At 55.5% G+C, this 25,865-nt stretch carries 23 protein-coding genes and 1 tRNA gene; 11 read left to right on the top strand and 13 right to left on the bottom strand.

Annotation, left to right across the window (positions count from 1 at the left end; genetic code table 11):
- The first annotated feature begins 101 nt into the window (after nucleotides 1–101).
- A complete protein-coding gene (locus QQF73_RS17380; RefSeq protein WP_285368976.1) occupies nucleotides 102–2,003 on the top strand; it encodes a hypothetical protein in 1,902 nt (633 codons plus the stop codon).
- Between the two features lie 46 nt (nucleotides 2,004–2,049).
- Here the strand turns inward: QQF73_RS17380 and QQF73_RS17375 are convergent, their stop codons facing one another.
- The 6 genes from QQF73_RS17375 to QQF73_RS17350 form a co-directional block, all read right to left on the bottom strand.
- A complete protein-coding gene (locus QQF73_RS17375; RefSeq protein WP_219868593.1) occupies nucleotides 2,050–2,913 on the bottom strand; it encodes a 2Fe-2S iron-sulfur cluster-binding protein in 864 nt (287 codons plus the stop codon).
- 16 nt (nucleotides 2,914–2,929) lie between these two features.
- Nucleotides 2,930–3,337, bottom strand: a complete 408-nt coding sequence (locus QQF73_RS17370; RefSeq protein ID WP_219868592.1) for a roadblock/LC7 domain-containing protein — start codon at nucleotides 3,335–3,337, stop codon at nucleotides 2,930–2,932.
- 69 nt (nucleotides 3,338–3,406) lie between these two features.
- Nucleotides 3,407–3,814, bottom strand: a complete 408-nt coding sequence (locus QQF73_RS17365; protein ID WP_219868591.1) for a hypothetical protein — start codon at nucleotides 3,812–3,814, stop codon at nucleotides 3,407–3,409.
- A 38-nt stretch (nucleotides 3,815–3,852) separates the two neighbouring features.
- Nucleotides 3,853–5,190 (bottom strand): phosphatase domain-containing putative toxin, encoded by a 1,338-nt coding sequence (locus QQF73_RS17360; RefSeq protein WP_219868590.1) that lies wholly within the window; start codon nucleotides 5,188–5,190, stop codon nucleotides 3,853–3,855.
- A complete protein-coding gene (locus QQF73_RS17355) occupies nucleotides 5,187–5,720 on the bottom strand; it encodes a GTP-binding protein (RefSeq protein ID WP_219868589.1) in 534 nt (177 codons plus the stop codon). Before QQF73_RS17355 ends, QQF73_RS17360 begins: the two co-directional genes overlap by 4 nt.
- Nucleotides 5,721–5,729: 9 nt before the next feature.
- The gene (locus QQF73_RS17350; protein WP_285368975.1) at nucleotides 5,730–6,368 is read right to left on the bottom strand and encodes a hypothetical protein; all 639 of its coding nucleotides are present in this window, start codon (nucleotides 6,366–6,368) and stop codon (nucleotides 5,730–5,732) included.
- A gap of 577 nt (nucleotides 6,369–6,945) precedes the next feature.
- On the opposite strand from QQF73_RS17350, the gene QQF73_RS17345 reads away from it, so the two are divergent.
- Nucleotides 6,946–7,875 carry an AraC family transcriptional regulator gene (locus QQF73_RS17345; RefSeq protein ID WP_219868587.1) on the top strand — a complete coding sequence of 310 codons (930 nt, stop codon included), beginning with the start codon at nucleotides 6,946–6,948 and terminating at the stop codon, nucleotides 7,873–7,875.
- Here QQF73_RS17345 and QQF73_RS19295 read toward each other — a convergent pair.
- The 5 genes from QQF73_RS19295 to QQF73_RS17325 form a co-directional block, all read right to left on the bottom strand.
- Nucleotides 7,865–8,125, bottom strand: coding sequence for a hypothetical protein (locus QQF73_RS19295; RefSeq protein ID WP_416383219.1), 261 nt, complete (start codon nucleotides 8,123–8,125; stop codon nucleotides 7,865–7,867). The two genes, QQF73_RS17345 and QQF73_RS19295, sit on opposite strands and share 11 nt — an antisense overlap.
- 43 nt (nucleotides 8,126–8,168) lie before the next feature.
- Nucleotides 8,169–9,242 (bottom strand): HD-GYP domain-containing protein, encoded by a 1,074-nt coding sequence (locus QQF73_RS17340; protein WP_219868586.1) that lies wholly within the window; start codon nucleotides 9,240–9,242, stop codon nucleotides 8,169–8,171.
- Between the two features lie 8 nt (nucleotides 9,243–9,250).
- Nucleotides 9,251–12,928 carry a PAS domain-containing protein gene (locus tag QQF73_RS17335; protein ID WP_285368974.1) on the bottom strand — a complete coding sequence of 1,226 codons (3,678 nt, stop codon included), beginning with the start codon at nucleotides 12,926–12,928 and terminating at the stop codon, nucleotides 9,251–9,253.
- Between the two features lie 38 nt (nucleotides 12,929–12,966).
- Nucleotides 12,967–14,565 carry a methyl-accepting chemotaxis protein gene (locus tag QQF73_RS17330; RefSeq protein WP_285368973.1) on the bottom strand — a complete coding sequence of 533 codons (1,599 nt, stop codon included), beginning with the start codon at nucleotides 14,563–14,565 and terminating at the stop codon, nucleotides 12,967–12,969.
- A gap of 478 nt (nucleotides 14,566–15,043) precedes the next feature.
- A tRNA-Leu gene (locus tag QQF73_RS17325) sits at nucleotides 15,044–15,130 on the bottom strand.
- Between the two features lie 255 nt (nucleotides 15,131–15,385).
- Between QQF73_RS17325 and rnr the strand changes: the two genes are divergently transcribed.
- The 8 genes from rnr (at nucleotide 15,386) to alr (ending at nucleotide 23,645) form a co-directional block, all read left to right on the top strand.
- A complete protein-coding gene (rnr, locus tag QQF73_RS17320) occupies nucleotides 15,386–17,956 on the top strand; it encodes a ribonuclease R (RefSeq protein ID WP_285369027.1) in 2,571 nt (856 codons plus the stop codon).
- A gap of 15 nt (nucleotides 17,957–17,971) precedes the next feature.
- Nucleotides 17,972–18,709: a 23S rRNA (guanosine(2251)-2'-O)-methyltransferase RlmB gene (rlmB, locus tag QQF73_RS17315; protein WP_219868583.1), complete on the top strand. Its 738-nt coding sequence runs from the start codon at nucleotides 17,972–17,974 to the stop codon at nucleotides 18,707–18,709.
- A 241-nt stretch (nucleotides 18,710–18,950) separates the two neighbouring features.
- Nucleotides 18,951–19,367 carry a 30S ribosomal protein S6 gene (gene rpsF / locus QQF73_RS17310; RefSeq protein WP_219868582.1) on the top strand — a complete coding sequence of 139 codons (417 nt, stop codon included), beginning with the start codon at nucleotides 18,951–18,953 and terminating at the stop codon, nucleotides 19,365–19,367.
- Nucleotides 19,368–19,392: 25 nt separating this feature from the next.
- Nucleotides 19,393–19,623, top strand: coding sequence for a 30S ribosomal protein S18 (gene rpsR / locus QQF73_RS17305; protein ID WP_007154918.1), 231 nt, complete (start codon nucleotides 19,393–19,395; stop codon nucleotides 19,621–19,623).
- A 26-nt stretch (nucleotides 19,624–19,649) separates the two neighbouring features.
- Nucleotides 19,650–20,516: a hypothetical protein gene (locus QQF73_RS17300; RefSeq protein ID WP_219868581.1), complete on the top strand. Its 867-nt coding sequence runs from the start codon at nucleotides 19,650–19,652 to the stop codon at nucleotides 20,514–20,516.
- Between the two features lie 20 nt (nucleotides 20,517–20,536).
- Complete coding sequence (rplI, locus tag QQF73_RS17295) at nucleotides 20,537–20,983, top strand: 50S ribosomal protein L9 (RefSeq protein WP_219868580.1); 447 nt, start codon at nucleotides 20,537–20,539, stop codon at nucleotides 20,981–20,983.
- Nucleotides 20,984–21,162: 179 nt separating this feature from the next.
- Entirely contained in the window at nucleotides 21,163–22,569 is a 1,407-nt protein-coding gene (dnaB, locus tag QQF73_RS17290) for a replicative DNA helicase (RefSeq protein WP_219868579.1), read from the top strand.
- On the top strand, nucleotides 22,569–23,645 hold the full coding sequence (gene alr / locus QQF73_RS17285; protein ID WP_219868578.1) for an alanine racemase: 1,077 nt from the start codon (nucleotides 22,569–22,571) through the stop codon (nucleotides 23,643–23,645). Before dnaB ends, alr begins: the two co-directional genes overlap by 1 nt.
- 23 nt (nucleotides 23,646–23,668) lie before the next feature.
- On the opposite strand, the gene QQF73_RS17280 is transcribed toward alr, so the two are convergent.
- Nucleotides 23,669–24,025 carry a hypothetical protein gene (locus QQF73_RS17280; protein ID WP_285368970.1) on the bottom strand — a complete coding sequence of 119 codons (357 nt, stop codon included), beginning with the start codon at nucleotides 24,023–24,025 and terminating at the stop codon, nucleotides 23,669–23,671.
- 160 nt (nucleotides 24,026–24,185) lie between these two features.
- On the opposite strand from QQF73_RS17280, the gene QQF73_RS17275 reads away from it, so the two are divergent.
- Nucleotides 24,186–25,061 (top strand): SDR family oxidoreductase, encoded by an 876-nt coding sequence (locus QQF73_RS17275; protein ID WP_219868576.1) that lies wholly within the window; start codon nucleotides 24,186–24,188, stop codon nucleotides 25,059–25,061.
- A gap of 17 nt (nucleotides 25,062–25,078) precedes the next feature.
- On the opposite strand, the gene fnr is transcribed toward QQF73_RS17275, so the two are convergent.
- Nucleotides 25,079–25,831: a fumarate/nitrate reduction transcriptional regulator Fnr gene (gene fnr / locus QQF73_RS17270; RefSeq protein ID WP_219868575.1), complete on the bottom strand. Its 753-nt coding sequence runs from the start codon at nucleotides 25,829–25,831 to the stop codon at nucleotides 25,079–25,081.
- Between the last annotated feature and the right edge of the window lie 34 nt (nucleotides 25,832–25,865).

Genomic DNA, 25,865 nt, shown 5'->3' with positions numbered 1-25,865 from the left:
CGTTACCAAAGTTTACAAATTGCCAAACCTATCAAGGTCTCCGATCTCCACATCCCCTAAAGTAGCGGCACAACCTCTAACAAGGATAAACGGTTGCCGCGATGAAACGCCTCCCGAGTCTCTCCGTCTTCGCTCTCACGCTCACCCTGACCGGTTGCGGTGAGGAATCCGATCAGCTGCCCGTGGATGGCAGGGATTTTGATGGTGCTGAATACAGCGAATCTGCGGCCTATACGGGCAAGGTTATCGATGGCTACCTGAAAAATGCACGGGTCTGGCTGGATATGGATCGGGATGGCCAGTACACCGCCGGGCCGCTGATTATCACCCTGGAAAATGGCGCTGATGTGGTTCTGGAGTCGGGCGAACCAACGGCCATGAGCGGGGCGGGTGGTGCGTTTTCCCTGGACGTATCCGAGCTGTCGGTTGACCCCGTTGTCGGACCTGATCTGGATCCCCGGGACTACCCCTTGATCGCCTTGGCGATCCCGGGGCAGACACTGGAGGAGACCCGGGCCGGTGACTTGGTCGTTACCGATGCCTTCATGATGTCGGCATCGCCGGGGCTCCGCAATATCACTCCGCTGACCACGCTGGCAAGGTTCCGGGGATTGGCTGGCCTGCCGGAAGGGGCAGGGGAGGACCTGGATGCCAGTTTGGTCGACCTCAATCTGGTTCGGGATTACGTCCTCGCCGGTGACGATCAGGCACACGCCTATGCCCGTGCCCTGGCGCGATTCATGGCCAGTCAGGTGCCCCAGGAGTACAACCACCTTCTGGCTGCGCCCGGCAGCGACGGTACCGAACGGTACCTGAGCCCTCAGGCGGCTTTCCTTCTTGGTATTTCCCTGGTCCAGAATGCAAATCAGGTGATCGGTATCGTGAACGACGCCGCGAATGGTGATTTCGCCAACGTTGATATCGATTCGCTGGTTCTGCCGGAGGTTCCACTGGCGCTGAGTGATCCGACGTTGCTCACCCTGCAGCGGGTTTTCGCGCAGCCGGAGCGATCTGATACCTTGCCAGCCAACCTCTCGGACCTGCAGATATCGGCCGAACTGGCCTTTGACTACAGCGAAGATGGGCGCATCAAGTCCGTCTCTGCCGAGGGCTGCCTGTCCCCTTCGATGCCCGAGCTGGCGCGGCTGATTTCGGCGGGTGGTTATGTCGCCAATCTCGGTACCCAGTGGCTGCCGTCTGCTGCTTTGTCGGCCCAGAGCCGGATTAACTTCGCCAACGCCGGCGTTGATGAGCGTCTTGAGTTTGATTGGGTGAATAACCGCATCTATTTCGAGACAACGACCACCTGTCACGATCAGGAGGGTATTTTTGCGGGGTCCAGCGAGCTGGGTGGCAATCCGGAAGTCACTTATAGCTGGACGATGCAGGATGGCAGTCTGGCCGAGCTGGTTGCTCAAATCCCCCAGCCCGGTGGCTCCATGCTTACCCGAACGCTGGAGCCGCAAGAGGCAAACGCCACGGCCGGCTTTCCCGGTTACCGGTTGAGCGAAAGCGGCTCAGAGCTCGAAGCGCTGACCTTCAGTGAAGCCCTGACTGACTGCACGGTGGCGCAGGAGGCCGTTGGCATGGATCTGGTCGTCAGTGCGGCTCAGGGTTATGACTTTTCGGGGTATTCGCCCCAGCCCGCTAGTTTTGTGGATCTCGCGCTGGAATTTGATGCGAGGGAATTTGCATATCCGGGGCCTGAAGACCGCCTCACGCTCAAACGTCCGCTCCGGTATGGTTTCCTGGACCCGGCATCGGCCAGCCTGACCAACGTCGACGCCGACGGAAGTTTCGAATGGGTGATGTATTATCCGCCGGTGGGCGAAGGCACCTTCGAGGCCGGGCAGCCCAACCTAATCGAAGAAGCTTATCTGAAGAAATACAGCGGTGCCCGGGCCTGCGGGCGGGAATTTGAGGAAGCACCTTCGGGAGCCTATGCTCGCGTGGAGTATGGCTACCAGAGGTTATCCGATTATTTGCTGGGTTTACTCGAATGACTAAGAAGATGGGCTTGGGAGCTTATTACGGCACTCAATGGTCAGGTCAGCCCTCCACAGGCGAATTCATGCAGTTGGGGCAGTAAAGAGTCCCCAAGCGAAGATGATATCGCACGGTTGTGCCCTCTTGTATCTCAGCATTGCAGCTATCGCAGAGTGACCCGATTTCCAGCGTGACTTCTCCGTAACCTGATACGGGCATTTCGATATCGCCTATTTTTCGATTCCAGGGCTCATCCTTGACAATATCCCCACGAAAGCTGTTTTCCAGACTGCGCCAACGCTCTATCAAGTGTTCAGGCAAGTTATGGCGTTTCAGGCATTCCATCATCAACGACTCTCGGTAATCGAAAAGATCGTTGGATATGACCATCCAATGGTGGGCATTTTTTGGCCTGTCTCCGAAATAGACTTTTTCTCCGGTAAATTTTTGTCGGAGGAAGAGGTACTGTTTTTCTTGAGCGCGTTGCTGGGTTACGCCGTGAAAAAAGGGAGAAAGCCTTTCATCTGAAAAAGCCTCTGTGTAGAAATCTTCCAGAATCTCAGCCAGCACGCGACCATCGTCCAATGCTTCCCACATTTCAGGGTCAGGCGATAAAAATGTGCCACCCTCAGAGGCACCAGCGGGCAGCTTTTTATTCAGGGTTCTTTTGTTTCCTGGAATAATCGAGAGCGAGTCTGTCGGTTTGCAGACACAGGGAAGAAAGAACCCCTCATCGACCTGCTCGCTACTTAATCCTTTCTGAGAGTCAGGGGGAAGCGACCCCTTTTCGGCAATATGGATGCAGGCGTGACAGGAGCCTTTGCGGCATGAAAATGGAAATTTCACACCTTGCCGGAGCATAGCCTCAAGTATTGTCTCCTCTGACCCACAGTTATAATGGCTTCCCAGATATTCAACTTTAAACATTGCTATTGCTCATGCTTCAGTATTCGTTACCGATGAGTTGGTCAATTTTTGTGGCAGATTTGCGTGCCTCAAGAAAGATGCGTCCGAGATTGACGGTTGGTTTTGCAGCCACCGCGAGAACCTTGTCTCCGCCGGCCCTTACCAAAAGCATCAGTCCCTGAGATCCTTCTATTAAAAGTTGCTTCATCTGGCCTCGGGCGATCTCGTCCGCAGCCTTTTCAGCCAATGCGAGTAGAGATGCACACATTGCCGCAAACCGGTCTTGATCAGTATCTTTACTCAGTACAGCACCAATGATGTAACCGTCGGTTGTCATTGTGGCTGAGGCTTCTATGTCATCTGAGGAAGCGTTTAACTCTCTCAAAATCGACCTTGCAGCACTCGCTTTCGGGTGATTTTGCCCGGAATTAATCTCGGCGGTCATCCGTTATTCCTGTTTAATAGCTCACTGGAGGAGTTGCCTGGCCGAGCGTAAGCCCGGCCGGCAGATGAGTTACAGTGCTGCTTCAACTTTTGGTAGAGCGCTGCGGGCTTTTGTAATTACCATGCCCAGGTTGGCTGTTTTGCGACAGACAAAGGTCACAACGTGGTCCTGGTTTTCTTTGGTTCGCATGAACACGTGAATCAGGTTTTCGCTGTTAACAATGATTTCCTGGAAGTAATGGAAGTCGTCAAGTGGCAAGCCTCGGGCTTTCTTGAACATATTTTCGATGCTGACGACGTTAGGACCCTGGAACAGGTCGGCAGTTGCTGCCGCGAGCATTTCAAGTACTTCCTCAGGGTGTGAGTCCACGGTTTTAATACCGAGAAGCATCCCGCTGGACAGATCTACGTAGCCACCGGCAAGGCACTCCGGAATGGTTGATATAGCTTGCTGAATAGCGTTATCAAGGTCGGACATTCGTTGTTCTCCTCATCTTTTAGTTTTCACAGGATCTGTCAGGATGCCTGCGTGTTTCTTACCCGTTCGTTCAAAAACAGGGCAAATTTCTCCAGGAATTCCACTTGTGCTTCGGACTGAACCCAGCGGGGCTCGATACGGCGGACTGTTTCCAGAGAATCGAGTGCCGCCTTGCCTTCCCAGATCAGGCAGCAGGCAAGTATGGTTCCGGTGCGACCGAGGCCGGCCCTGCAATGGACAGCAACGACGCCGCCCTCATCGCAGAGTTTCTGTATCATTTTGCAGAGGCCTGCAGCCTGGGTAATTGAAGGGGCCGCCATATCCTGGAATGGCGACCAGATATTTTCGATCCCGTACTCGGCCAGAGCTTCGGTGTCAGGTTGGGTCTCGGTGAGTGTGATTAAAGTTGTAATGCCAACACGTTTCAGTGCTTTGAGGTCATACTCAAGATCCTGAACAATTCCCGGCCTGGGTGTGCCTGCCAGTTGTCCTTTCTTGAGCCAGAGAAAACCTCTCGGGCCGAAGCTGTCGCTGACATAGGAACGCGCTTCCTCCGGGAGAGGTGGCGGAGGTGGCGTTTCAGGAGCCAGAGTCTCAGGATCTGCGTCGGGAGCAGCAACGGCACAGGAGCCGGTTCTCACAAAGCTTTTTCCTGCCTCACTGGATGGATGCCTGAGAAAGTCGCTCGTTTTTGCAGACTCATGAACGGTGCCTCCTGCAATCAGAACCATGCGCCCGCCAATAAGTGAAGCATGAGAGAGGTTGTGCAATGCGATGAGGATTGAGCGGCGCTGCCCCTCGGAAGCAATATAATGCAGCAGGCGCTCTGCTTCCTGATCATTCAGGCCGGTAGTTGGCTCGTCGAGCAACATCAGGCGAGCTCCCGTTGCTGCAAGCCGCATGGTGGTGAGGTGTCTTTGTTGTGCCAGGCTCAAATGGATAACGGGCTCATCAATTCTGTCAACGAGTTCCTGCAGCCCGGCGGTTTTCAGAAGTCTTTGTGCCAGCCGACGTTGCTGTATAGGTGACAGGGACCTTCTCTCCGGGAGATCCTGAATAATGTTTTCGAGGATACTCGCCATGACCATTCTGGCGTTCTGTGCGGCAAGTACGGGCCGTTCCCCCTCGCCCAGGGAGTCGCCAATGTAGCTTACATTGCCCCAGGTACGGAGATTGGGGTTTGGGTCGTTAAAACCGGCTAGTGTCCGGAGCAATGTCGACTTTCCGGTTCCGCTGGGTCCGAGAAGAATTGTGATTTCCCGGTCCGCAACCTCGAGGTCGACACTCGCAAGCACGGTTTTCTCTCGGAAAGCCACACCGAAGCCATTAAGTGAAAGAACCGATGGGGTTAGCCCATCCTGTTCAAAGCTATTCAACGCTTCACTCCCGGGTCCAGCATGGCCAACAGCGCCTGTAGCAAAACAGAAATATCATTTCGTTCGCGGGCATCGACTTCAAAAACCGGGGCTTTTATTCCGAGTTCACTGAGCTTTGTGTGGTAGGAATAAAGGCCGGGCCGGGCCTTCTTGTCCATACTGGTTACCCCAATGACCAGAGAGCTTTTTCTAATGAAAGGGCGGAAGGCTTGAATATAGAATTCCAGGTCGGCAAGTGGATCCTCCCGGTTATTGTCGATTAACACGACCAGGCCCAGCCCCCCAATCGTGACAATGTCCCACATAAAGCTGAAGCGCTCCTGTCCAGGGGTCCCGTACAGGTGAACTTTTTGCCCGTCTCCGACATTCAGAGTGCCGTAATCCATCGCAACGGTCGTGGTTTCCTTGCGTTGTGAAACGCTATCGGTTGCCTTGCTTTCAGTGCTGACTACCTCGATATCACTGATGGCCCCTATTGCCGTCGTTTTACCCGCACCGACAGGCCCGGCGAAGATGATTTTATGTTCCATAAAGAGCTCCTAGCGCCCGGCGAGTTTGCTGAGAAGCGAGGACAAGAGGGTCTGGCTGCGGTGAGGCTCAAGTCGGGGTTCCTCTGGCTTCCGGTTGATGGCGCGAGCGAAACCGGCTGCGCGGGCTGCGCTGTATATCTGACACATTTCACTGGCCGGGACCTTTAACAGCCGGGACGCAAAGAAGATGGATGTCGGATGCTTGAAAAGCAGGGCCAAGATCCTGAATGTATCCGGTGTTAAGGGGAGGCGGGTAAGATTAGGCCAGTAATCAAGCTGAACCACATCGTTCCAGTGACAGCCTTCCATCAGGCGTCCTTTCGAAACATAAAACGCGGTCTTCCACATCAGTTCGTCTATGTTTCTGCCCACCTTGTTTTCATAGGCGTCACTGTCTTCTGCGGAGAGAACCTTTACACGAAATTTCCCCACAGAGTGTTGAAGGAGCCCCGGCAAATCCGGGCTGTCTGCAAAATATTCTCCCCGGGTACTGAGGAGCACCAAGTCCCCATAAGCGTCTGTTGAGATGCGAATGTCCTGCTTGTTCGCTGACGCTCGCCGGAAACTTGTGATCAGACAATCGTCGGGGCTGAAAAACTCCGCTTTCCCAGCGTTCGTGGTGTTGGAAGACTCTATTCTGCTGTTCATGCGATTTCCCAAAGCGACAAATGCGTTACCGGCAATTGATGAATTTCGGCTTATATCTGAATTGAAGGTCTTTATAAAAATTGATTCTGATCAATAAAAGTCTAAGGCCGGCCTGTAGAGTATTCAGTGGAACATATGTCGCAATGTAATACATAAATGTATGTTTTAAAGATAAAAATGAAACCTAATATTGCTGAATGAAATAGTTCGTATTTTTTTTGTAATGCTCTGTGAAGGGCGCGCTTTATTTTTGGAATTGGACTTGGAGGAAGAGCGGCTTCTTCAGGTAAACAACCCATTTCAACTGCTTGAGTATACGCGCAGAACATATTTCTCAATGTCCGCATACTGCAAAAATAAAGCTTGCCCTTATGAAACAAAGAGTTGCATAGCGAAATATTGGTTCATTCAGCTTATGTAGATATGTTGATACGCGAGCCTTGTGCGTACAACAGAGGAGTTTGTCTTGCGAGCCTGTAGCAGCCAATGCTTCATTCTTGAGCACTACCTTCGCTTTGCCACGAGAAGTCCGAGCTATTGTCTGTCCTCGCTTCAGACCTTGAGTGGCAACCTCAAGATGTCGCAGGAAATCACTGGTCTCAGTGAGCGGATGGATTTCTATGCCCACCTGGCTTTCCTGCCGGGTAAACGTGTCAATCTTTGCGGTATCTATCTGAATCAGGCCTATAGAATATCTGGCTCAAATACCGAATCTCCGGTGATTGTTTTGCCTCTTGAGGGCGCCGCGGAGTTTGAGCTTGATGGTCAGAGTTTCTTGAGTGCACCCGGAGTTCCCTTCGTTCTTGAACCGAATGCCGAGTATTGCGCCCATGTGTCGGCGGAAACCCATCTCTTCATTGTTCAGATGGGATCGCCCGGTGCCAGAAAACCGCAAGCATTCCCCAGGAGCGGTGACCCGAACATCGCGAGGCTACTTGAAAGTTTTGTGATCCAAATGGCATTCCTTAAGGGGCATGAGCATGCCCTGGAGCGTGTCCAATGGTTTGAGCGAGCATTGGTGCAGCATTGCGGCGACGGTTCAGTTACCTCACTGCCTGAGGTTCATGTCCGTGATGAACGCCGGATTTGTCAGGCAGTGAAGCTGATAAATGAGCGGCTTGAACATGGTGTTGATTTGGAAATGGTTGCGAGTGAGTCCGGGTTAAGTATCCGGAACCTCTACTATCTGATGAAAAAATATACGGGCATGAGCCCATATAACTATTGTCTGTCCCGCCGTCTGATAAAGGCCCGGGAGTCCCTGATCCGCAATTATGAGGAAGACCCCCAGATTGCCAATCACGCACTCCGCTGGGGATTTAACCATCTCGGCCGCTTTTCCTCTTATTACCGTGAGCATTTTGGTGAGTATCCAAGCGAGACGCTCGAATGCCTTGAATCCCTGACAAAATTTTCAGAAAACGTGGGGGCCGTTGAGGGGGCGCGCAGTCGGCAGGGTGTGCGCCATGGCTCTGCAATTCCTCGTTCCGTTGAGATCAGCCCATAGGCGCGGCTGGAATCGGTTTTGCTTTGGTAAAGTGCCTCATCTGCACGCTTGAGTGCCTGCTCGCAGTCCGCCAGCATCCTGGGCTCTTGTCAGCCGAAGGTTGGCGGCCTCCAGCCGCGTGTTCCGGAATCAGGATGTCCAGTGGCGCACCTGTCATGCTTTCAACGGTGGTGCCGAAGATATCTGCGGCTCGGGAGTTGGCAGTAACGATAAAGTGCCCGGGATCTATCAGGATAGCGGCATCCGGTATGGCATTCAGTATTCACTTCAGGTTTTCAGGATTCATTGGCTTTTCAGTCAGTGCCGTCCTGGTGAGCGAGCTTGATTTCAAGAAAGTCATCAAGGTTGCCCAGAAACAGGTCGACGAGGTCCGGATCAAAATGGTTTCCGCGGTTCTCGCGGATCAGTTCTACCGCCTTCTCCATTGGCCAGGCTTCCTTGTAGGGGCGGGGAGAGGTCAATGCATCAAAGACGTCAGCCAGGGCTGCAATTCTTCCCGGTAGCGGTATGGCTTTCCCCTGTAGCCCGTTTGGATAGCCCGTCCCGTCCCATTTTTCATGATGAGTAAGGGCAATCTCGCGGGCCATTGCAAGGAGTTCGCTGTCATCTCCTTCCAGGAGGCGAGCGCCGATCTCGGAGTGTGATTTCATGATCCGCCACTCCTCTGGATCCAGCTTGCCCGGTTTCAGCAAGACTGAATCAGGGATGCCGATTTTACCGATATCATGCATCGGACTGGCAGCCAGGATCAGGTCGCATTGTTGTTTGTTATAGCCGGCCTTGCTGGCAAGCAGGGCGCACATCTTGCTCATCCTCAAGATATGGTTGCCTGTTTCTTCGTCCCGGTATTCTGCTGCATGGCCCAACCGGCGAATTATCCCGAGTCGGGTTGCCTGTAACTCCCGGGTCCGCTCTTCCACCAAAAGCTCCAGATGGTTTTTCTGGTCGCGAACCAGCTTATGGGCAACATGGGCGTCCAGGAAATTTCGGACCCGCATCAGTAATTCGCGCCGGTCAAATGGTTTGTTGACAAAATCCCTGGCCCCGGTCTCCAGTGCCCGCAGTAGGTAGTCCTGCTGATTCTGGGCTGTCAGGACGATGATGGGGGGCAGCAGCGGATCGTCGAGGTCTTTCAGTTGCTCCATGATCTGATAGCCGTCAATATTCGGCATGTTGAGATCAAGCAGTATCAATGACGGGCGGTGTTCCCGGTATGAAGCGATAACATCCCGGGGGTCGCTGATCAGAACCAGGTTGAGATAGCCTGCGTTTTTAAGGATCTTGTTGAGCAGTTTGAGGTTAACCGGCTCATCATCGATGACAAAGATCGTCTGTTCAAAAAGGTTTTCTTCAGGGATTACATGCATGAATCTTTTTACCCGAGGTGTTTTTCCAGTGTGCTCATCAATTCCTGAACGTTGAACGGCTTGGTCAGGTAGTCGTCAAAGCCCGCATTATTGCCTCGCCAGACTTCACTCGGCATCGCGCTGGCCGTCAGGGCCACTATGGGCAAGCTCCGGTTTCCGGGCCGGCTCTTTAGCGCGTGCAGGACCTGATAGCCATCCCTGTCCGGCAGATTGATGTCGAGAAGAATCAGATCCGGCTTGCAGTTGTCGGCCACTCGCAATCCTTCTTCTCCGCTGGATGCCGATAACAGTGAAAACCTGGCATCACACTGAATGATACGTTTGACCAGTTTCAGGTTGGCTGGATTATCTTCGATATAAAGAATCATCGGTTTTTCGGCCAGAGACTGGTCTTTCGGTGCCTCCCATACGGCATCGCTGGAGAGGGATGGTTCCTCGTTCGTATTGTTATCCCGGGGCTCGACAGGCAGGCGGATCCAGAAGGTCGAGCCCTCATCTACCGTGCTACGCACACCGATGCTCCCCCCCATGAGATCCACCACCCTCTGGGTGAGTGATAATCCAATACCGGTGCCTTCAATGTGACTGAGCTCCGCACCCAAGCGATTAAAGGGCTGAAACAGTTCCGGGATCCGGGATTCGGGGATGCCAACGCCGGTATCGGTTACCCGGATCTCTAGCCAGGCGTCCCCCTGGGGGAGGGTCTCCAGGAAGATGGTGCCATTCGTGTGGTTATACTTTACCGCATTGGAAAGCAGGTTTAGCAGTGCCTGCTTGAGCCGGGTCCAGTCCGCGGTCACCCAGAAGTTATGCAGTCCGTCAAGGTTGATGCGGATACCGCGTTTCTTGGCGGACAGACGGACAAGCGTGAGCGCTTCCTCGACTACATCTCTAACCGGGACCGTTTCCAGAAAGAGGTCCAGTTTGCCGGATTCGATCCGGGCAAGGTCCAGTACCTCGTTGATCAGGGCCAGGAGATGTTCGCTCGCAGAGAAGATTTCCCGGACACTGTCCTGCTGGTCGTCATTCAATTCGTCATCGCTTTCCAGCAGCTGGGCAAAGCCGAGAATGGCATTAAGCGGTGTGCGTAATTCATGACTCATGCTGGAAAGAAATTCGGATTTAGCCCGGTTCGCCTTATCAGCCCGCAGCTTGGCCCTGATCAGGTTCTTCCGATGGGTCTGCTCCATATCCACCATTCGTTGGGAATTGATGATCACGCCATAGGTTGCTGAAAAAGGACGTAGGAAATTGATTAGAGCGTCATCGTAACCCGATTTACGGTTGGCAAGCGCAAACACTCCGACCAGGTCGGGACCCACCATTATGGGAACACTCAGAAAGGTTTTTATTGGCGAATGGCCTTGTGGAAGATGGTTGAAGATGCCTTCTGACTCGGCTTCATTACTATGAATAATCCTCCTTTCCCTGATCGAAGCACCCAGCATTTTGTCCAGTTGATTTAATTCGATCCTGTCGGTACGGGCCTGCTTATATATGTCCTTGGAAGCTTCGTCCCAGCCAATGTCGGTCATGGACTGAATCCTGAGGTGGGGCTCTTCTGTGCTGTCAAAAAGCACTTCGGCCATGAAACCGGACTCGCTATCGGTCAGCTCAAGCAGGCTTTCCAGCATGGCCTCTATTGTGGCCTCGAACTTCCCGTCGAGGATGAATGCAGTCAGGGAGTCGTGAAGCATGTTCAGCATTTGAGCCTGGCGCGCCAGCTGAACCTCCGCTTCATGGGCGGCGGTAATATCCTCGACAACACCCAGCATCTGCCGTGGGGTTCCATCTTCGCTTCGGTTGACTGCCCCGGTTTCCCGGAGCCATCTGACAGTGCCATCCGGCCAGACCACCCGATGTTCAACACGGTAGGGCTTATTGCGCTCAATTGCTGCGGTTACCCCTGATTCCACCTTTTCCCGGTCCTCGGGGTGAATGGCTGACATGAAGTTGTCATAGGAGGTTTCCACATTGTCCTCAGGCTGACCGAATAGTGCGGGGATGATGTCGGTCCAGAGAAGTTCGTCGGTTTCCAGATTCCACTCCCATGTGCCAATCCTCGCGAACGACTGTGCTGTCTGCAATCGTTCTCGGTCTCGCTCCTTGTGGTATTCCGATATCCAGCGGACCAGGGAATGGGAGATGACATTTCCCATCACGTCGATCAGTCCCTGGGCGCAAATAACCTCGATCATCCTGTTCTGACCTGCATGCATGGTCAGTGAGCCCAGCTCCTCCTCGCCTGTTCCTAGTCGGGATTCAATCACGTGGCTATTGTTTTCTTGCCTTTCTGTTCCGGCGGTTTCAAAACTGGTTATGGTAAGTGAGACATCCTGGTCTGGACCGCTGGTGTAGTTTTGCCAGTTGGATAAAAGTCCGACGGCCCGGTGCAGTTTGATGGAAACGTGGCGGACATCAAGAAACCGACACAGGGGGTGCAGCGCTGATCGGAGGGTTTCCGGTGCGTTGGACCAGTGTCCCGACAGAACGTGCGCGCTGGCTTCACTGACGAGCTTTGCAAGCTCACCCTGGAGCTCCACCTGACGCTCCGATGCTTTGACATGGGTGATGTCTTTCCGGATTGCTATGTATTTGTAGGGCCGCTTTTTGCTGTCGAGAAACGGTACGACCGTGGACGATACCCAGTAGTGGCTGCCGTCCTTGGCCTGGTTGCATATCTCGCCCTGCCATATGTCACCTCCGGATACGGTTTTCCAGAGATCCCGGTAAAAGTCGGCGGAGTGGTAGCCGGATTTCAGAATGCGGTGGTTCTGGCCGATCAGCTCGGTCTTGGAGTACTGGCTGACGTCACAGAACCGCCTGTTTACCTCGGTGATTATCCCTCTGCTGTCTGTCGTGCTGACGATGGCGTGATGATTCAGCGCAAAGTGTTCCTGTTCCCGTTCGTGCAGGATGTCATAGACCCGTCCACCTGAGAGTGTGCGGCGACTTTGTCGGCCTGTCTGCTCCCTCAGAAACTGTCCCAGCATTCGGTATGAGGGGCAGAAGGTCCCGGTTCCGAGGCGATTCAGGAAGTCCTTTGCAGCGGCATCGGCAATATCCTCATTGATGAAAATAACCGGGATGTCTGAGGTCTCCGGGAAAAAGCCAAACAATGCCGCGAGTTCGTGATAGCTCTGAGACTCCTTGTCATGGCTGATAACGATGACGTCCGAATCGTTATGTCGCGCCAGGTTGAGAGCCTCTTCAACGGAGCTGGCGGGCAATGCATTAACTGACTGCTCGGCCAGTGGCCTGCAGATTTTTTCAAGGATTGCCTGCCGGTTCTCAAGAACGACAGCAGTTCTGGAGCTCAGGGTGTTGAATATCCCGAGCCCCCTACACGCGTTGACAAGTGCTCGTGGTGTGAGGGGTTTTTCCAGAAAGCGCCTAGCACCGCCAAGCGCTGCCTGCCTGGCAGACCCGATGCTGATTGCTTTTCCGGCAATCACCACCGGTACCGCCCCGCTGGCGCTGCTGCCTATTCCTTCGAGGACGTCAGCAAGAGAGGGTTTTCCGCATGCATCAAAGTCAACAAGCCAGGCATCAGGGGCCTCTGCCGGTCTTGGCTCGTCATCTATGCCACTGAATTGACAGCGGAATCCGGAAGCGGAGAGGCTTTTCTCCTTCCGCGCCAGCCAGTCAGCGGTTTCTTTGTTACCCAAAACCTGGATTTCAATCACTTAGAACAACCATCGGTGATTTATTGGACGTTACTGAATCAGGGGCTGTTCCGCTGGCGCAGTCTGTCAACCAATCCGGCCACCTCGCCGATCTGGCTTTTCAGCTCATGCATGGACTCCTGGGCTTCCTTGACCACCCCCATGGCAGTATCGCCAAGTTCATTGATGCTGACGATTTTCCCTGATATTTCAGCGGATGCGTTGTGCTGTTGTTCTGCCGCTGCGGCAGTTCCATCGCAGGCCTCTGAAATTCGTTCTATGAATGTCACCAGCTCTGCAAGGGTCTCTTCCGAGTTGTTGGCGTTTTCAACGGTTTTGTGTGCGTAGCTGCCACAGCGCTGCATTGAGTCGGTGGCACTCGCAACGGTTTCATGAAAGTGGCCAAGGGTCTGGTTAATCTGTTCTGTTGTCGTTTTTGTCCGCAACGCAAGACTGCGGACTTCATCCGCCACTACGGCAAAGCCGCGACCGGCATCACCCGCTCTTGCGGCCTCAATAGAGGCATTCAGAGCGAGCAGGTTGGTTTGTTCGGTGATTTCGCCAATAACGTTGAGTGCCTGGGCAACGCCCTTGCTTGCTTCGGTTAGCTGGCCGACAGTTCGCGAAGCTTCTGAAAGCTCATTCGATAGCGCATCCATGCTGTGGCGGGTTTCCTGGGTGAGGGACTGTCCGCTGGAAACCCTGTCGTTGGCCAAACGAACCTGGTCAAGCATGCCGGACGCGTTGTTGGCCACTTCCCGCGAAGTGGAGGACATTTCTTCACTGGCAGCGGCGATGGTGTCTGTGGCAGTAGACTGCTCCTGCACGGCGGAATGAGTGTCATTGCTTCGGGAAATTGTTTGCTCGGCGCCGCTTTGCAGTTTCCCGATAACGTCGTCCATGCGTTTGACGAGTGCGTCCAGTTCTGCGGCCTGTTGAAGGATAGCGAGATCCAGGCTGCCGATATCGTCGGTGCGCCCGACAAAGATCTTCTCAGCGACGCTGTCATTGATGACATCCCGGGCTCGTTGGACAGATTGCCGCAGCGGGCGGGTGAGGGTGATAACTGCCGCAGAGGTTACTAGAAAGGCACCCGCCAGGATTGCGAGATCGGCGTAGACGTAGGTGGCAAAGAACTGAGCTGCGCTGACCGCGGCCAGTATCAGGGCTATTGCGATGATTAGCTTCAGATGCAGTGAAAACCCGCGGCGAAGGCTCACTGGTTCTACCGGACCTTTGGTCGGTTGGGTCTCGCGAAGCTTGGCATACAGTTTGTCTGCCCGGGCCTCGGCCGCTGGATCAAGCTGTGAGCGGATTGACTGAAGCTCAAGGACCTCCCCGTTCTTCCCGGTCACCGGAATGGCATAGGCCCTGACCCAGTAATGATCGCCATTTTTGCACCGGTTTTTGACCGCTCCCAGCCAGGTCTCGCCTGACTTTAGTCTGCGCCACATTTCTTCGTATGCGGCCCTGGGCATATCCGGATGGCGAATAATGTTGTGAGCCTGGCCAATCAGTTCTTCCCGTGAAAACCCGCTGATCTCAACAAATTCATCGTTAATGTGGGTGATCTGGCCCTTCGGATTGGTTGTTGAGAGAATATTGGCGCTTCGACTGACAGGCACGCTGCGGTTGGTGACAGGGTGATTGGCTCGCACGGACGCACCTCTTCAGCAGAGTCATAGGTGAATTTTAGGCATCCATGCCTGCCCAACTATGCTGCAAATCAACTTGTGCTGTCTTGTTTTGTTTTTTTAAAGATTCACTCTGAATGAATCAAATCAGGCGTGGAGTGAACGTTAACTCTATGTATTGAAAGTAAAAAAAATTTTGGTTGGGCGCTATGGCTTGCAAACGCCCGGTTATTTTTGCAGAAAGTGGATATTCAGAGGGTATTTGTTTGCAAAACATGGATATCGGGGGGCTTGGAAACGGGCAACCGAAGGCAGAGGTTGCTTGATCCTGCGGAATGCCGGGACTCAAAACCATTGAGCTCGATTCGACTGAGAGGGTTTTTGAGATCAACTCTGCGGCCACAAAGGCGCTTCATATAGCGATTAGCCGTTTCGTAATCAGAAAGGCAATTGCGCTTATGGATAGAGAAGGATTATATCTGGGAGACCATTCAGGGAAGAATGGTGCCGAGGAGAGGACTTGAACCTCCACGGGGTTGCCCCCACTAGCACCTGAAGCTAGCGTGTCTACCAATTTCACCACCTCGGCAGGTGATTTGCAGATTAGCCGTTAGTTTATTGAAAACTGGGCCTTTCTGCCAAGGCCAGAGTGTGTCCCCCAACCGATGGCGCGTACTTTAATAATTCCCGGAAAACCTGTCAAACACTTTTTGCAAAAAAGGTTGGCAGGTAATTATGCCTATTCTTGTCTCCATGTTAGGCAGGTGCGCCATCCCAACGTTATACTGCATGGCAAACGAATGAACCTGCGCCGATCCGGTGCAGTATGACAGCAAGGATCCGAATGGTTGCCAGGAAGAAAACTGACCGGGATCCTCACGCCAGCCGTGAGGCCCAGAACTACGAGAACCCCATACAGAGCCGGGAATTCATTCTCGAACACCTGAAAGACCGGGGTGCGCCGGCAACTCACGAAACACTTTGTGAGGAGCTGGGGCAAACCTCGCCCGAGGGCATTGAGGCCCTGCGCCGGCGCCTGATCGCAATGTGTCGGGATGGCCAGCTCATTTGCAATCGTCGCGGTGCCTACCTCCCGATCGAAGAGGCCGATCTTGTCACCGGCCGGGTGATTGGTCACAAAGATGGTTTCGGTTTTCTGGTTCCGGATGATGGTGGCTCTGACCTGTTTCTGACCGCGCGTCAGATGCGGCAGGTGTTTCATGGCGACCGGGTGGCTGCCAGGGTTGATCGGGTTGACGATCGTGGGCGCCGGGAAGGCGCGATTGTCGAGGTTCTCGAGTATCGGACCAGTCAGACGGTCGGGCGTTTCTTCCAGGAAAGCGGGATCAGTTTCGTGGTGCCGGAGAATGCCCGCATCAACCACGAGGTTCTGATTCCCCAGGAACATGCCGGGGAAGCCCGTCACGGGCAGTACGTGGTGGTGGATATCATCCGTCAGCCAAGTATTCGTACCCAGCCCCTGGGGAAAGTGGTCGAGGTGTTGGGCGAGCACATGGCGCCCGGCATGGAAATCGATGTCGCCATTCGCTCATACGATATCCCCCACAGCTGGCCGCCGTCGGTGGGCGAGCAGGTGGCAAAGATTCCGGAAGAAGTCACCGAAAAAGACAAGGAAAATCGCGTTGATATCCGCAATCTCCGGTTGGTGACCATTGATGACGAAACCGCTCGGGATTTCGATGACGCGGTCTACTGTGAGCCCCGGCCGCGGGGCGGATACCGCCTGATTGTCGCAATAGCCGACGTTTCCCACTACGTCCGTCCCGGTACGCCACTCGATGAAGAGGCAGTGAATCGCAGTACCTCGGTGTACTTTCCGGATCATGTGGTTCCGATGCTGCCGGAGAAACTCTCGAACGGCCTCTGCTCGCTGAATCCGGGCGTCGATCGCCTGTGTATGGTGGCCGACATGACCATCAGTGCTGCTGGCAACATCAGTGGCTACAGCTTTTATCAGGCGGTGATGTACAGCCATGCGCGCCTTACCTACAACAAGGTAAGCGACATGCTGGAGCACCCCGACTCCGAGTCGGGCTATCGTCTGTCGGAGCAGTACGCCCACGTCCTCCCGCAGCTGCATAATCTGTACGGGCTTTATCAGCTGCTGCGCGAGGCGCGGACCGAACGCGGTGCGATCGATTTCGAAACCACGGAAACCAAGATCGTCTTCGATGCGAATCGGAAAATCGAAGAGATTGTGCCGGTTACCCGTAACGACGCCCATAAGATCATCGAGGAGTGCATGTTGTGTGCGAACGTTGCCACAGCTCGATTCCTCAAGAAACATAAGATTCCTGCGCTTTATCGGGTCCACGACGGGCCCTCCGAAGAGCGCCTGAATGCGGTCAGACTGTTCCTGGGCGAGTTGGGGCTGCAGCTTGGTGGCGGAGACAATCCCACGTCCGCCGATTATCAGGCGTTGCTCTCCGAAATTGCCGAACGGTCGGACGCGAATGTTATTCAGACGGTCATGCTGCGCTCCCTCAGTCAGGCGGTATACAGCCCTGAGGAAGGGGGCCACTTCGGCCTTGGCTTTGCGGGCTACGCGCATTTCACCTCGCCAATCCGGCGTTACCCGGATTTGATCGCCCACCGGGCAGTCAAGTCCGTTGTTCACGGCGAAAACGCGTCAAAAGACGTGGTCAAGCCGCCGAAATCTGACCCGGCGCTGGCCGAATATCCCTACGATTTTCCCCAGATGGAACGCCTGGGCGAGCATACTTCGATGGCCGAGCGGAGGGCGGATGACGCTACCCGGGACGTCATGGCCTGGCTTAAGTGCGAGTACCTCCGTGACCACGTCGGGGAGGAATACGACGGCGTTATTGCGGCTGTGGTGCCTTTCGGATTCTTCGTGGAGCTGTCCGGTGTTTACATCGAGGGCCTGGTCCATGTGTCGACCCTGAGCGGGGATTACTTCCACCACGACGCCGCCAAGCATCGGCTGATCGGGGAGCACACCGCGATGAGCTTCAGGCTTGGCGATGAGGTCCGGGTCAAGGTCGTTCGAGTCGGCATGGAGGATCGCAAGATCGACCTGGAACTGATCAGCGACCCAGTGCACCGTCAGGCGGATCGTGACGCTCTGGCTGTTCCCAAGGGCGATGAGCGTGGCAAGGGGAAGGGCAAGCGTACCGGTGGAAAAGGCAAGGCGGGAGCCCGGGAAAAATCGGGTCCGAAAGTGCGTGCGTCGGCTGAAGGTGAGCTGAAGCGTCCGCGCAAAAAATCCGGTGGCAAGCCGCCCGCTAAACCCGCTACGCCCGCCAAACCTTCCAGTGCAGATAATGAGCCGCCATCGGCCAGGGATGAGCTGGTTGCTCAGGCTGCCAAGCTCGCATTGGAGAAAGGCAAGAAGTCCGGTCAGGGCGATAAAAAACGGAAATCCCGCAAGTAACAGGAAACAAAGCCAGTGTCCGGAGAGTTTGTATTTGGTTGGCATGCGGTTGAGGCGGTTCTCAAGCGTGAGCCTGAGCGGTTGCAGCAGGTCTGGATCCAGACCGGTCGTCAGGATAAGCGGGTAAAAAGCGTCACCGACGCCCTTGATAGCCTTGGCGTTCGCTGGAAGGTGGTGCATCGCAGGGAACTGGATGAGCGGGTGTCCGGCGTCCATCAGGGCATTGTGGCGGCGGTCAGTGAAAGCCGTGAATGGACGGAAGATGATCTGCTGGCCCAACTCGCTGGCAGTGACAAGCCGCCGTTTCTGCTGGTACTGGACGGCGTAACTGATCCTCACAACCTCGGGGCGTGCATGCGCACGGCTGATGCGGTCGGCGTTCAGGCCGTCGTGGTCCCGAAGGACAAATCCGCGTCACTGACCCCGGTGGCCCGAAAGGTGGCGTGCGGAGCGGCGGAAACTGTGCCGTTTGTTCGGGTGACCAATCTGGCGCGGTTTCTGCGAACCCTCAAGGATCAGGGGGTCTGGTTAATTGGTACCGCGGGTGAGGCCAGTGCCACGCTGTTTCAGGCTGACTTCAAGGGAGCAGTGGCCCTGGTCATGGGCGCCGAGGGCAAAGGCATGCGTCGTCTGACCCGGGAGCACTGCGACCAGCTCATCAATATTCCGATGCTGGGTCACGTGGATAGCCTCAACGTATCCGTGGCTACGGGTGTTTGCCTATACGAAGCCCTGCGCCAGCGACTTGGTTAACCCTTGCACAGAAGCCCCCGGCCGCCTAGAATACGTGACCCCTTTTCCAAGGGGTGGTTTTGTATTGCCTGCTTGTCAGGCCTCCAAAATCTCGCTTTTGATCAAGCCTTTCTTGTAAAGCCTTATTGATAAAGCAAAAAAACGGCAGCCCAGGCTGTCACCTCCTTGCTTTCACGTTTAACCGGTTGGGCCAGGCGTCCGAAGGTTGAAAAGAAAGCTGTTTAAACCGTAGGGAGAACTCATGCGTCACTACGAAATCGTTTTTATGGTACATCCGGATCAGAGCGAGCAGGTGCCCGCGATGATCGAGCGTTATACCGGCGTCATCACTGAAGATGGCGGTCAGGTACATCGCCTTGAAGATTGGGGCCGTCGTCACCTGGCATACCCGATCAACAAGATTCACAAGGCTCACTACGTACTGATGAACGTTGAATGTTCACAGGCCGCGATGGACGAGCTGACTCACAACTTCCGTTTCAACGATGCAATCATCCGCGACATGATCCTGCGCCGCGATGGTGCGGATACAGACCTGTCCCCGATGAAAGCTTCCGAGTCCCGTGAAGACCGTCGTGGCGGAGATGATCGCCCGCGTCGTTCAGCCGAATCTGACGAGTCACGTCAGCGTGCTGAAACCCAGGACGAAGAAGAGTAATTAACCGGAGTTGAGGAGTTAAGTTATGGCTCGTTTTTTCAGACGTCGTAAGTTCTGCCGCTTCACGGCAGAGGGTGTCAAGGAGATCGATTACAAAGATCTGGACACCCTGAAAGGCTACATCACTGAAACCGGCAAAATCGTGCCCAGCCGCATTACCGGCACCAAAGCACGTTATCAGCGTCAGCTGGCTACCGCTATCAAGCGTGCCCGCTACCTGGCACTGCTGCCGTACTCGGACAGCCACGATAACTAAGTAACAGAAACACAGGACTTGGGACCATGCGTGCACTTGCACAGTATGTAATGCGCGGTCCCTTCCAGGCCGGCGGGGTAGCAGCAGTTACGACTGCGGTACCTTTGTTGTTCTGGATTGGCGCAGCCGTTGTTGGCCTGGTTATTCTCAGGCTTGGCATCAGCCAGGGGCTCAACATCGGGCTCTGGGCATTACTTCCGGCACTTGGCTGGAGCATTTTCGGGCAGGACCCGACCGCTCTAGCTGTACTGCTTCAGGTTATGCTCATGGCGTCGCTGATCAGAACCACGCAGTCCTGGGAAAAAGCCCTGCTTGCGGGAAGCTTTCTCGCAATCGTCACAGGTCTGATGTTGCCTGTGATCTACCCGGGTCTGCTGGACGATCTGGTCCAGGCCGGGGTGAGCTTTTACCAACAGTACAATGCTGAAATTGCGCAGAGTCTCGGCGATGACCTCGATAAGGTTATCCGGGACACCATGAACGCGAGCATGGCAGGCACCTACCTGGCAACGGGTGTGGGCATGACCATGCTGGCGCGGTCCTGGCAGGCGGGGCTCTATAACCCCGGCGGATTCCGGAAGGAATTCCATGGCCTGCGGCTGTCGGCGCCCATTGCGGTATTGTGTGCGGTGACCATGGTGGGTGGCCCGCTTCTCGGGCTGAACTCCATGCTGCTTGCCTGGGCTGCGGGAACACCGCTGTTCCTGGCCAGCCTGGCCCTGGTTCACGGCGTTGTTGGTTTGAAAAAGCTCAGTGGGAACTGGTTGGCGATGTTCTATGTGGCGCTGATCCTTTTGGGCCCAAGTCTGATGATTCTGTTAGTGGTTCTGGCTTTTGTGGATAGCTGGCTGGATATCCGGAGGCGTATAAGCCCTGCCGGGCCGGCTGAATAAAGCACGAAGAGGTTAACGAGATGGAAGTTATTCTGCTCGAGAAAGTAGCAAACCTTGGATCCCTGGGTGACAAGGTAAAGGTCAAGGCCGGTTACGGTCGTAATTTCCTGCTTCCGTATGGCAAGGCCGTACCTGCCACTGAAGCGAACCTGAAGGCGTTCGAAGAGCGTCGTGCAGAGCTTGAAAAAGCGGCTGCCGAGAAGCTGGCTGCTGCCAAGACTCGCGCCGAAGCTCTGGAAGGTGCGTCTTTCACCATCAGCTCCAAGGCTGGCGAGGAAGGCAAGCTGTTCGGTTCTATCGGTGTTCGTGATATCGCAGACGCGATCACCACCGGTGGCACTGAAGTCGAGAAGAGCGAAGTTCGTCTGCCTGAAGGTCCGATCCGCGTGACCGGCGAGTATGATATCGAGCTGCAGCTGCACTCTGACGTTGAAGTAACTGTCAAGCTGGCGGTTGTTGCAGAGTAATCTGCAACAACATTGGCCAGGCCGGGGCAACCCGGCCGCGCTTGATTGAACGGGCCCGAGCCGGAGACGGTTTCGGGCCCGTTGCTTTCTGGTATTCTTAGCTTTCTGTAAGCCTCTCCCATTCCCGAAGCGTTCCCCGTAAACTGTGGGCTTCGTGGTATCCAGCTGAAGACGTTGTTATGGCCAAGCCCAACCTGAAATCCGCCAACTCTGATCTAGAAACCAGTCGCATCAAGGTCCCCCCGCATTCCGTCGAGGCGGAGCAGGCGGTACTCGGTGGCCTGATGCTGGACAATCGCCGGTTTGACGAGATTTCAGAGATCATTTCTGCTGTCGATTTCTACCGGCAGGATCACCGTCTCATTTTCGGTGCTGTCGAGCGACTGGCCAGTGAAAGTGAGCCTCTGGATGTTGTCACCCTGGCGGAATTTCTCGAACGCGCCGGCGACATCGAAGATGCCGGCGGATTGGCCTACCTTGCCGAGCTGGCCGAGAAAACTCCAGGTGCCGCGAATATCCGGGCCTATGCCGATATCGTTCGCGAGCGTTCGGTCCTGCGCCAACTGGTGGAGGTCTCCGGCAAGATTTCGGATTCTGCGTTCAATCCCCAGGGGCGAAACAGTAACGAGATCCTCGATGAAGCCGAACGCAATGTGTTCCAGATTGCGGAGTCTCGCGTCAAGGAAGGTTCCGGCCCCCAGGCCATCAATCCAATACTGACCAAGACGCTAAGCCGTATTGAAGAGCTGTTCGAATCGGGCGAGCAGACCACGGGCCTGACCACCGGGTTCCGGGACCTGGATGACCGGACCTCCGGTATGCAGCCGGCCGACCTGATCATCGTCGCGGGGCGGCCTTCCATGGGTAAGACCACCTTCGCCATGAACATTGTTGAGAACGCGCTGATCAGCACCGGCACGCCGGTCCTGGTTTTCAGCATGGAAATGCCGGCGGATGCCCTGGCCATGAGGATGCTGTCCTCCCTGGGTCGTATTGATCAGACCAAGGTCCGCGGCGGCAAGCTTGAGGAAGACGACTGGCCGCGCCTGACCTCGGCTGTCAGTCTGCTCAAGGACAAGCCGCTCTACATCGATGACACGCCGGGCCTGAGTCCCACGGAAATGCGGTCGCGGGCCCGGCGAATCGCCCGGGAGAACGACGGCAAGATCGGCCTGATCATGGTCGATTACCTTCAGTTGATGCGCGTGCCGGGCAACACCGAGGGCCGGACCGCGGAGATCTCCGAGATCTCCCGCTCCCTGAAGGGGATCGCCAAGGAATTGAGCTGTCCGGTGGTGGCCCTGTCGCAGCTGAACCGGAGCCTGGAGCAGCGGCCCAACAAGCGCCCGGTGAACTCGGATTTGCGGGAATCCGGTGCGATCGAGCAGGACGCCGACGTCATCATGTTCGTCTACCGCGACGAGGTTTATAACGAGGACACTTCGGATAAGGGCATTGCCGAAATCATCATCGGCAAACAGCGGAACGGCCCCATCGGCACGATCCGTCTGGCCTTTATCGGGAAATACACCAAGTTTGAAGATCTGGCGCACGGTGATTATGGCGATTACGGTGGTGATTACTGATGCCCCGAAGCACTGTTGCCCGTATTGATCTGGGGGCGTTGCGCCAGAATTACCGGTTGGCCTGCGAGCATGCTGGCCCGGCGCAGGCTATGGCGGTGGTCAAGGCCGACGGTTACGGTCATGGCATTGTGCCCGTGGCGCAGGCCCTCGCGAACGATGCTCCGAAATACGCGGTCGCCTGCCTGGAAGAGGCGCTCGCCATTCGCGACGCCGGGCTGCGGCAGCCGGTGGTGATGCTTCAGGGTGTTCATGCTCCCGGGGATCTCGGGCTGTGTGTACGGCAAGGTTTTGAGCCGGTTCTGCACAGTCATCACCAGCTTGCCTGGCTGGACCAAATGGCGGCGCGGCCAACGTTCTGGGTCAAGGTAAACACCGGGATGAACCGTCTTGGGTTCCTGCCCGCCGAACTGGCCGAGGTGATGAGGAAGTTGGATGCAATCGGTGCCCGTCCAGGCCTGCTGGGTTTTGTAACCCACTTTGCCTGCGCCGATGACCTCGACAGCTCGATGACCGCCGAGCAGACCGCGCGTTTTGAGGAAGCGACAGCGCACTGGCCGGAGCTGATGCGAAGTGTCGGTAATTCCGCCGCCCACTTTATTCCCGGTCAGCCTATGTTTGACTGGAGCCGTCCGGGCATCATGCTGTACGGCGGGTCGCCCATGCTGGCCAAGATTGGCCCCGAGTTGGGGCTGAAGCCCGTGATGTCACTTGAAGCTCCACTGATCACCACCCGAACCGTGCGGGCCGGCGAGACGGTGGGGTATGGCGGCGGTTTCGTGGCGGACAGGGATACCCGCATGGGCATGGTTGCTATCGGTTACGGTGACGGGTACCCCCGTCATGCAGGCACTGGCACGCCTGCCGCCGTGAATGGCCAGCGGATCCGGTTGATCGGCCGGGTCTCAATGGATATGCTCGCAGTCGATCTGAGTAACGCGCCGGATGCGAGGGAAGGTGATCCGGTGGAGCTTTGGGGGCCAACGGTGGGCGTTGACGAAGTGGCGACATGTGCCGGAACGATTTCCTACGAGCTGCTTACCGGCATCACCGCACGGGTGCCAAGAGAGTACCGGTAAGCTGGTCAGGGTGCGAAGACGGTTCAGCCCTGTTCCGGCTCGTGTATGATTTCGTCTATGAAGTCGAGAATGGCTGCCAGGCTCTTGTCGTCCAGTTTTTTCAGGACTTTGTGAACCACCATTTTGCTGCCTTTGAGCATGCTGCTGATGCCCATCCGGGCCATTCCCATCATCATGCTGCTGGCGTTAAGGCGACGTAGAGGCTCGAGGAAAAAGAAGTCCAGCCCCGACTCGGTGAGCTCCACAATAAGTTCAAACAGCTTGTCTATGGCCTCCTTATCGGCTTTGCCGCGCTCCCGGAGCTCGTTTACTGTGTAAAGTGCCCTGGTGCGAAGTTCGTCCGGAATCGGCGCCACGATGTGGCTCTGTTGTTTCAGCATGTCGGTTCCTCTTGTTTTTATGCCGTAAAGAGAAGGCAAACTTTAAACTGTTTGCGTTTAATATTGGCTGTTATTGTAGGGGCCGATGATTCTAAGCCATTGGCCTGACCGGTCCGTGAGGCCCGTCATATCAGTGATATTCTGGAGGTATTGAGCCCCCGTGCACGTGCTCGTTGTTCATGATTATGGCCCGCTGGGAAAACTGTTGCTGGAGCGCTTGCGTGAAACGTCGCTGCAGGTTAGTCCGTTGCTGGTCAGTGATCCCGCCAGTGCTGATCTCAACGCCCTTGAGAACTGGATTCCGGAAGATACCGACCTGATCGTCAATGCCCTCTGGCTTTCGGATCCGGAAGTTGCCCAGAATGACCCGGAAGATACTCACAAGGCGGCTTTCTCCCTGCCACTGGCCATGGCGGAATATGCCTCGGAGCGTGGCATGGCGTTGCTGCAGCTGTCGTCCTGTTACGTTTTCGATGGCCGCAAACAAAGCGGGTACATAACCTCGAATCCCGGTCAGCCGTTCAATGAGCTCGGCAACTGGCAGTGGGAGTGTGAACAGGCGCTGCGAACACTCCTGCCCCGGCACATCATTCTGCGCACCGGCTGGAGTCTCTCACGGTTCATACGAAAAGTTCAGGCGAGCACTGCGGCAGGGGAGACGCTCTCATTGCCGGGACGGTGCCGCGGTCAGCCTGTGGCGGCCCGTGATCTGGCGAGGGTGATGACTGCCGTGATCCAGCAGATTGATTGTGGTGCCGAGGTCTGGGGCACCTATCAATATGCGGGCGCAGAAGAAATCAATCTGTACGAACTCGGTCTGGCGATCGCCGGTCTTCCGGGCATTCCTGAAGGGATTCGCGTGGTGGACGAGGTGCCCAACTGGGGCCACCTGGAACCTCTCAATACCACGCTTATCTGCACCAAGATCCGCAATACCTTTGGTATCAAACAGCTTCCGTGGCGCTCAGGGCTGATGGACGAGTTGGCTATGCTGAAGACTTCCAGTCCGCAAGAGGTGAAAGCGCCGGCTGAATAGCCGGCGGATCGGATGTCTTATTGGCTGCCCTGGCGGGAGAATTCCCGGGTGACCATCTGCAATGCTTCCACATCCAGAAGCTCAACCTCGCGCCCACGGGCCTTGATAATGCCCTGATTCTGGAACCGGGTGAAGACCCGACTGACGGTCTCCACAGCCAGGCCCAGAAAGTTGGCGATATCGTTACGCGCCATTGGCAGGCTGAAGTTGGTGCCGGACATACGCCTGCGCTGGAACCGGCTGGAAAGTGACAGTAGCAGCGCTGCAATGCGTTCCTCGGCGGTATTCTTGCTCAACAGCATTGCGAGCTGGTGGCTGTTCTGGATCTCCTGGCTCATGAGATGGTACATGTGATGCTGCAGGTCCGGCAGCTTTCCAGTCAGTTCCTCCAGTTTCTCAACCGGGAATTCACATACGCTGGTTCGCTCCAGAGCCTTGGCGGTGCAGGCGTAGCTGTCACTGCTCATGCTGTCGAGGCCGATCAGTTCTCCGGGCATGAAAAAGCCGGTGACCTGTTCTTCTCCGCCCTCGGTAATAATCGAGGTTTTTACCGAGCCGCTCCGCACTGCAAAGCAGGAGCGAAAGGGCGTGCTCTGATCAAAAATGTGCTCGCCACGATTGAAAATACGACCCTGCTGGACAATATCCTCCAGACTGTCGAGATCATTTTCTTCGATCGCAAGAGGCAGGCACAGATTGCTCAGGCTGCACTGGTGGCATGAGGCTTTGAGAGGAGAAGAAGCCTGACGGAGTCGGATTGCTTGTGCCATATTAGGTGAACCGTCCGAATTGATTCATGTCAAC

This window comes from Marinobacter albus, assembly GCF_030238305.1.
Lineage (GTDB): Bacteria > Pseudomonadota > Gammaproteobacteria > Pseudomonadales > Oleiphilaceae > Marinobacter > Marinobacter albus.
The sequence above is the reverse complement of the archived record's forward strand: the minus strand, read 5'-3'. Positions and strand labels throughout refer to the sequence as shown.

Bases quoted from the DNA above. Each gene is read 5' to 3' on its own strand.
- QQF73_RS17380 (WP_285368976.1), top strand. From the start codon at position 102: ATGAAACGCCTCCCGAGTCTCTCCGTCTTCGCTCTCACGCTCACCCTG.
- QQF73_RS17375 (WP_219868593.1), bottom strand. From the start codon at position 2,913: ATGTTTAAAGTTGAATATCTGGGAAGCCATTATAACTGTGGGTCAGAG.
- QQF73_RS17370 (WP_219868592.1), bottom strand. From the start codon at position 3,337: ATGACCGCCGAGATTAATTCCGGGCAAAATCACCCGAAAGCGAGTGCT.
- QQF73_RS17365 (WP_219868591.1), bottom strand. From the start codon at position 3,814: ATGTCCGACCTTGATAACGCTATTCAGCAAGCTATATCAACCATTCCG.
- QQF73_RS17355 (WP_219868589.1), bottom strand. From the start codon at position 5,720: ATGGAACATAAAATCATCTTCGCCGGGCCTGTCGGTGCGGGTAAAACG.
- QQF73_RS17350 (WP_285368975.1), bottom strand. From the start codon at position 6,368: ATGAACAGCAGAATAGAGTCTTCCAACACCACGAACGCTGGGAAAGCG.
- QQF73_RS17345 (WP_219868587.1), top strand. From the start codon at position 6,946: ATGTCGCAGGAAATCACTGGTCTCAGTGAGCGGATGGATTTCTATGCC.
- QQF73_RS17340 (WP_219868586.1), bottom strand. From the start codon at position 9,242: ATGCATGTAATCCCTGAAGAAAACCTTTTTGAACAGACGATCTTTGTC.
- rnr (WP_285369027.1), top strand. From the start codon at position 15,386: ATGGTTGCCAGGAAGAAAACTGACCGGGATCCTCACGCCAGCCGTGAG.
- rpsF (WP_219868582.1), top strand. From the start codon at position 18,951: ATGCGTCACTACGAAATCGTTTTTATGGTACATCCGGATCAGAGCGAG.
- rpsR (WP_007154918.1), top strand. From the start codon at position 19,393: ATGGCTCGTTTTTTCAGACGTCGTAAGTTCTGCCGCTTCACGGCAGAG.
- QQF73_RS17300 (WP_219868581.1), top strand. From the start codon at position 19,650: ATGCGTGCACTTGCACAGTATGTAATGCGCGGTCCCTTCCAGGCCGGC.
- rplI (WP_219868580.1), top strand. From the start codon at position 20,537: ATGGAAGTTATTCTGCTCGAGAAAGTAGCAAACCTTGGATCCCTGGGT.
- dnaB (WP_219868579.1), top strand. From the start codon at position 21,163: ATGGCCAAGCCCAACCTGAAATCCGCCAACTCTGATCTAGAAACCAGT.
- alr (WP_219868578.1), top strand. From the start codon at position 22,569: ATGCCCCGAAGCACTGTTGCCCGTATTGATCTGGGGGCGTTGCGCCAG.
- QQF73_RS17280 (WP_285368970.1), bottom strand. From the start codon at position 24,025: ATGCTGAAACAACAGAGCCACATCGTGGCGCCGATTCCGGACGAACTT.
- fnr (WP_219868575.1), bottom strand. From the start codon at position 25,831: ATGGCACAAGCAATCCGACTCCGTCAGGCTTCTTCTCCTCTCAAAGCC.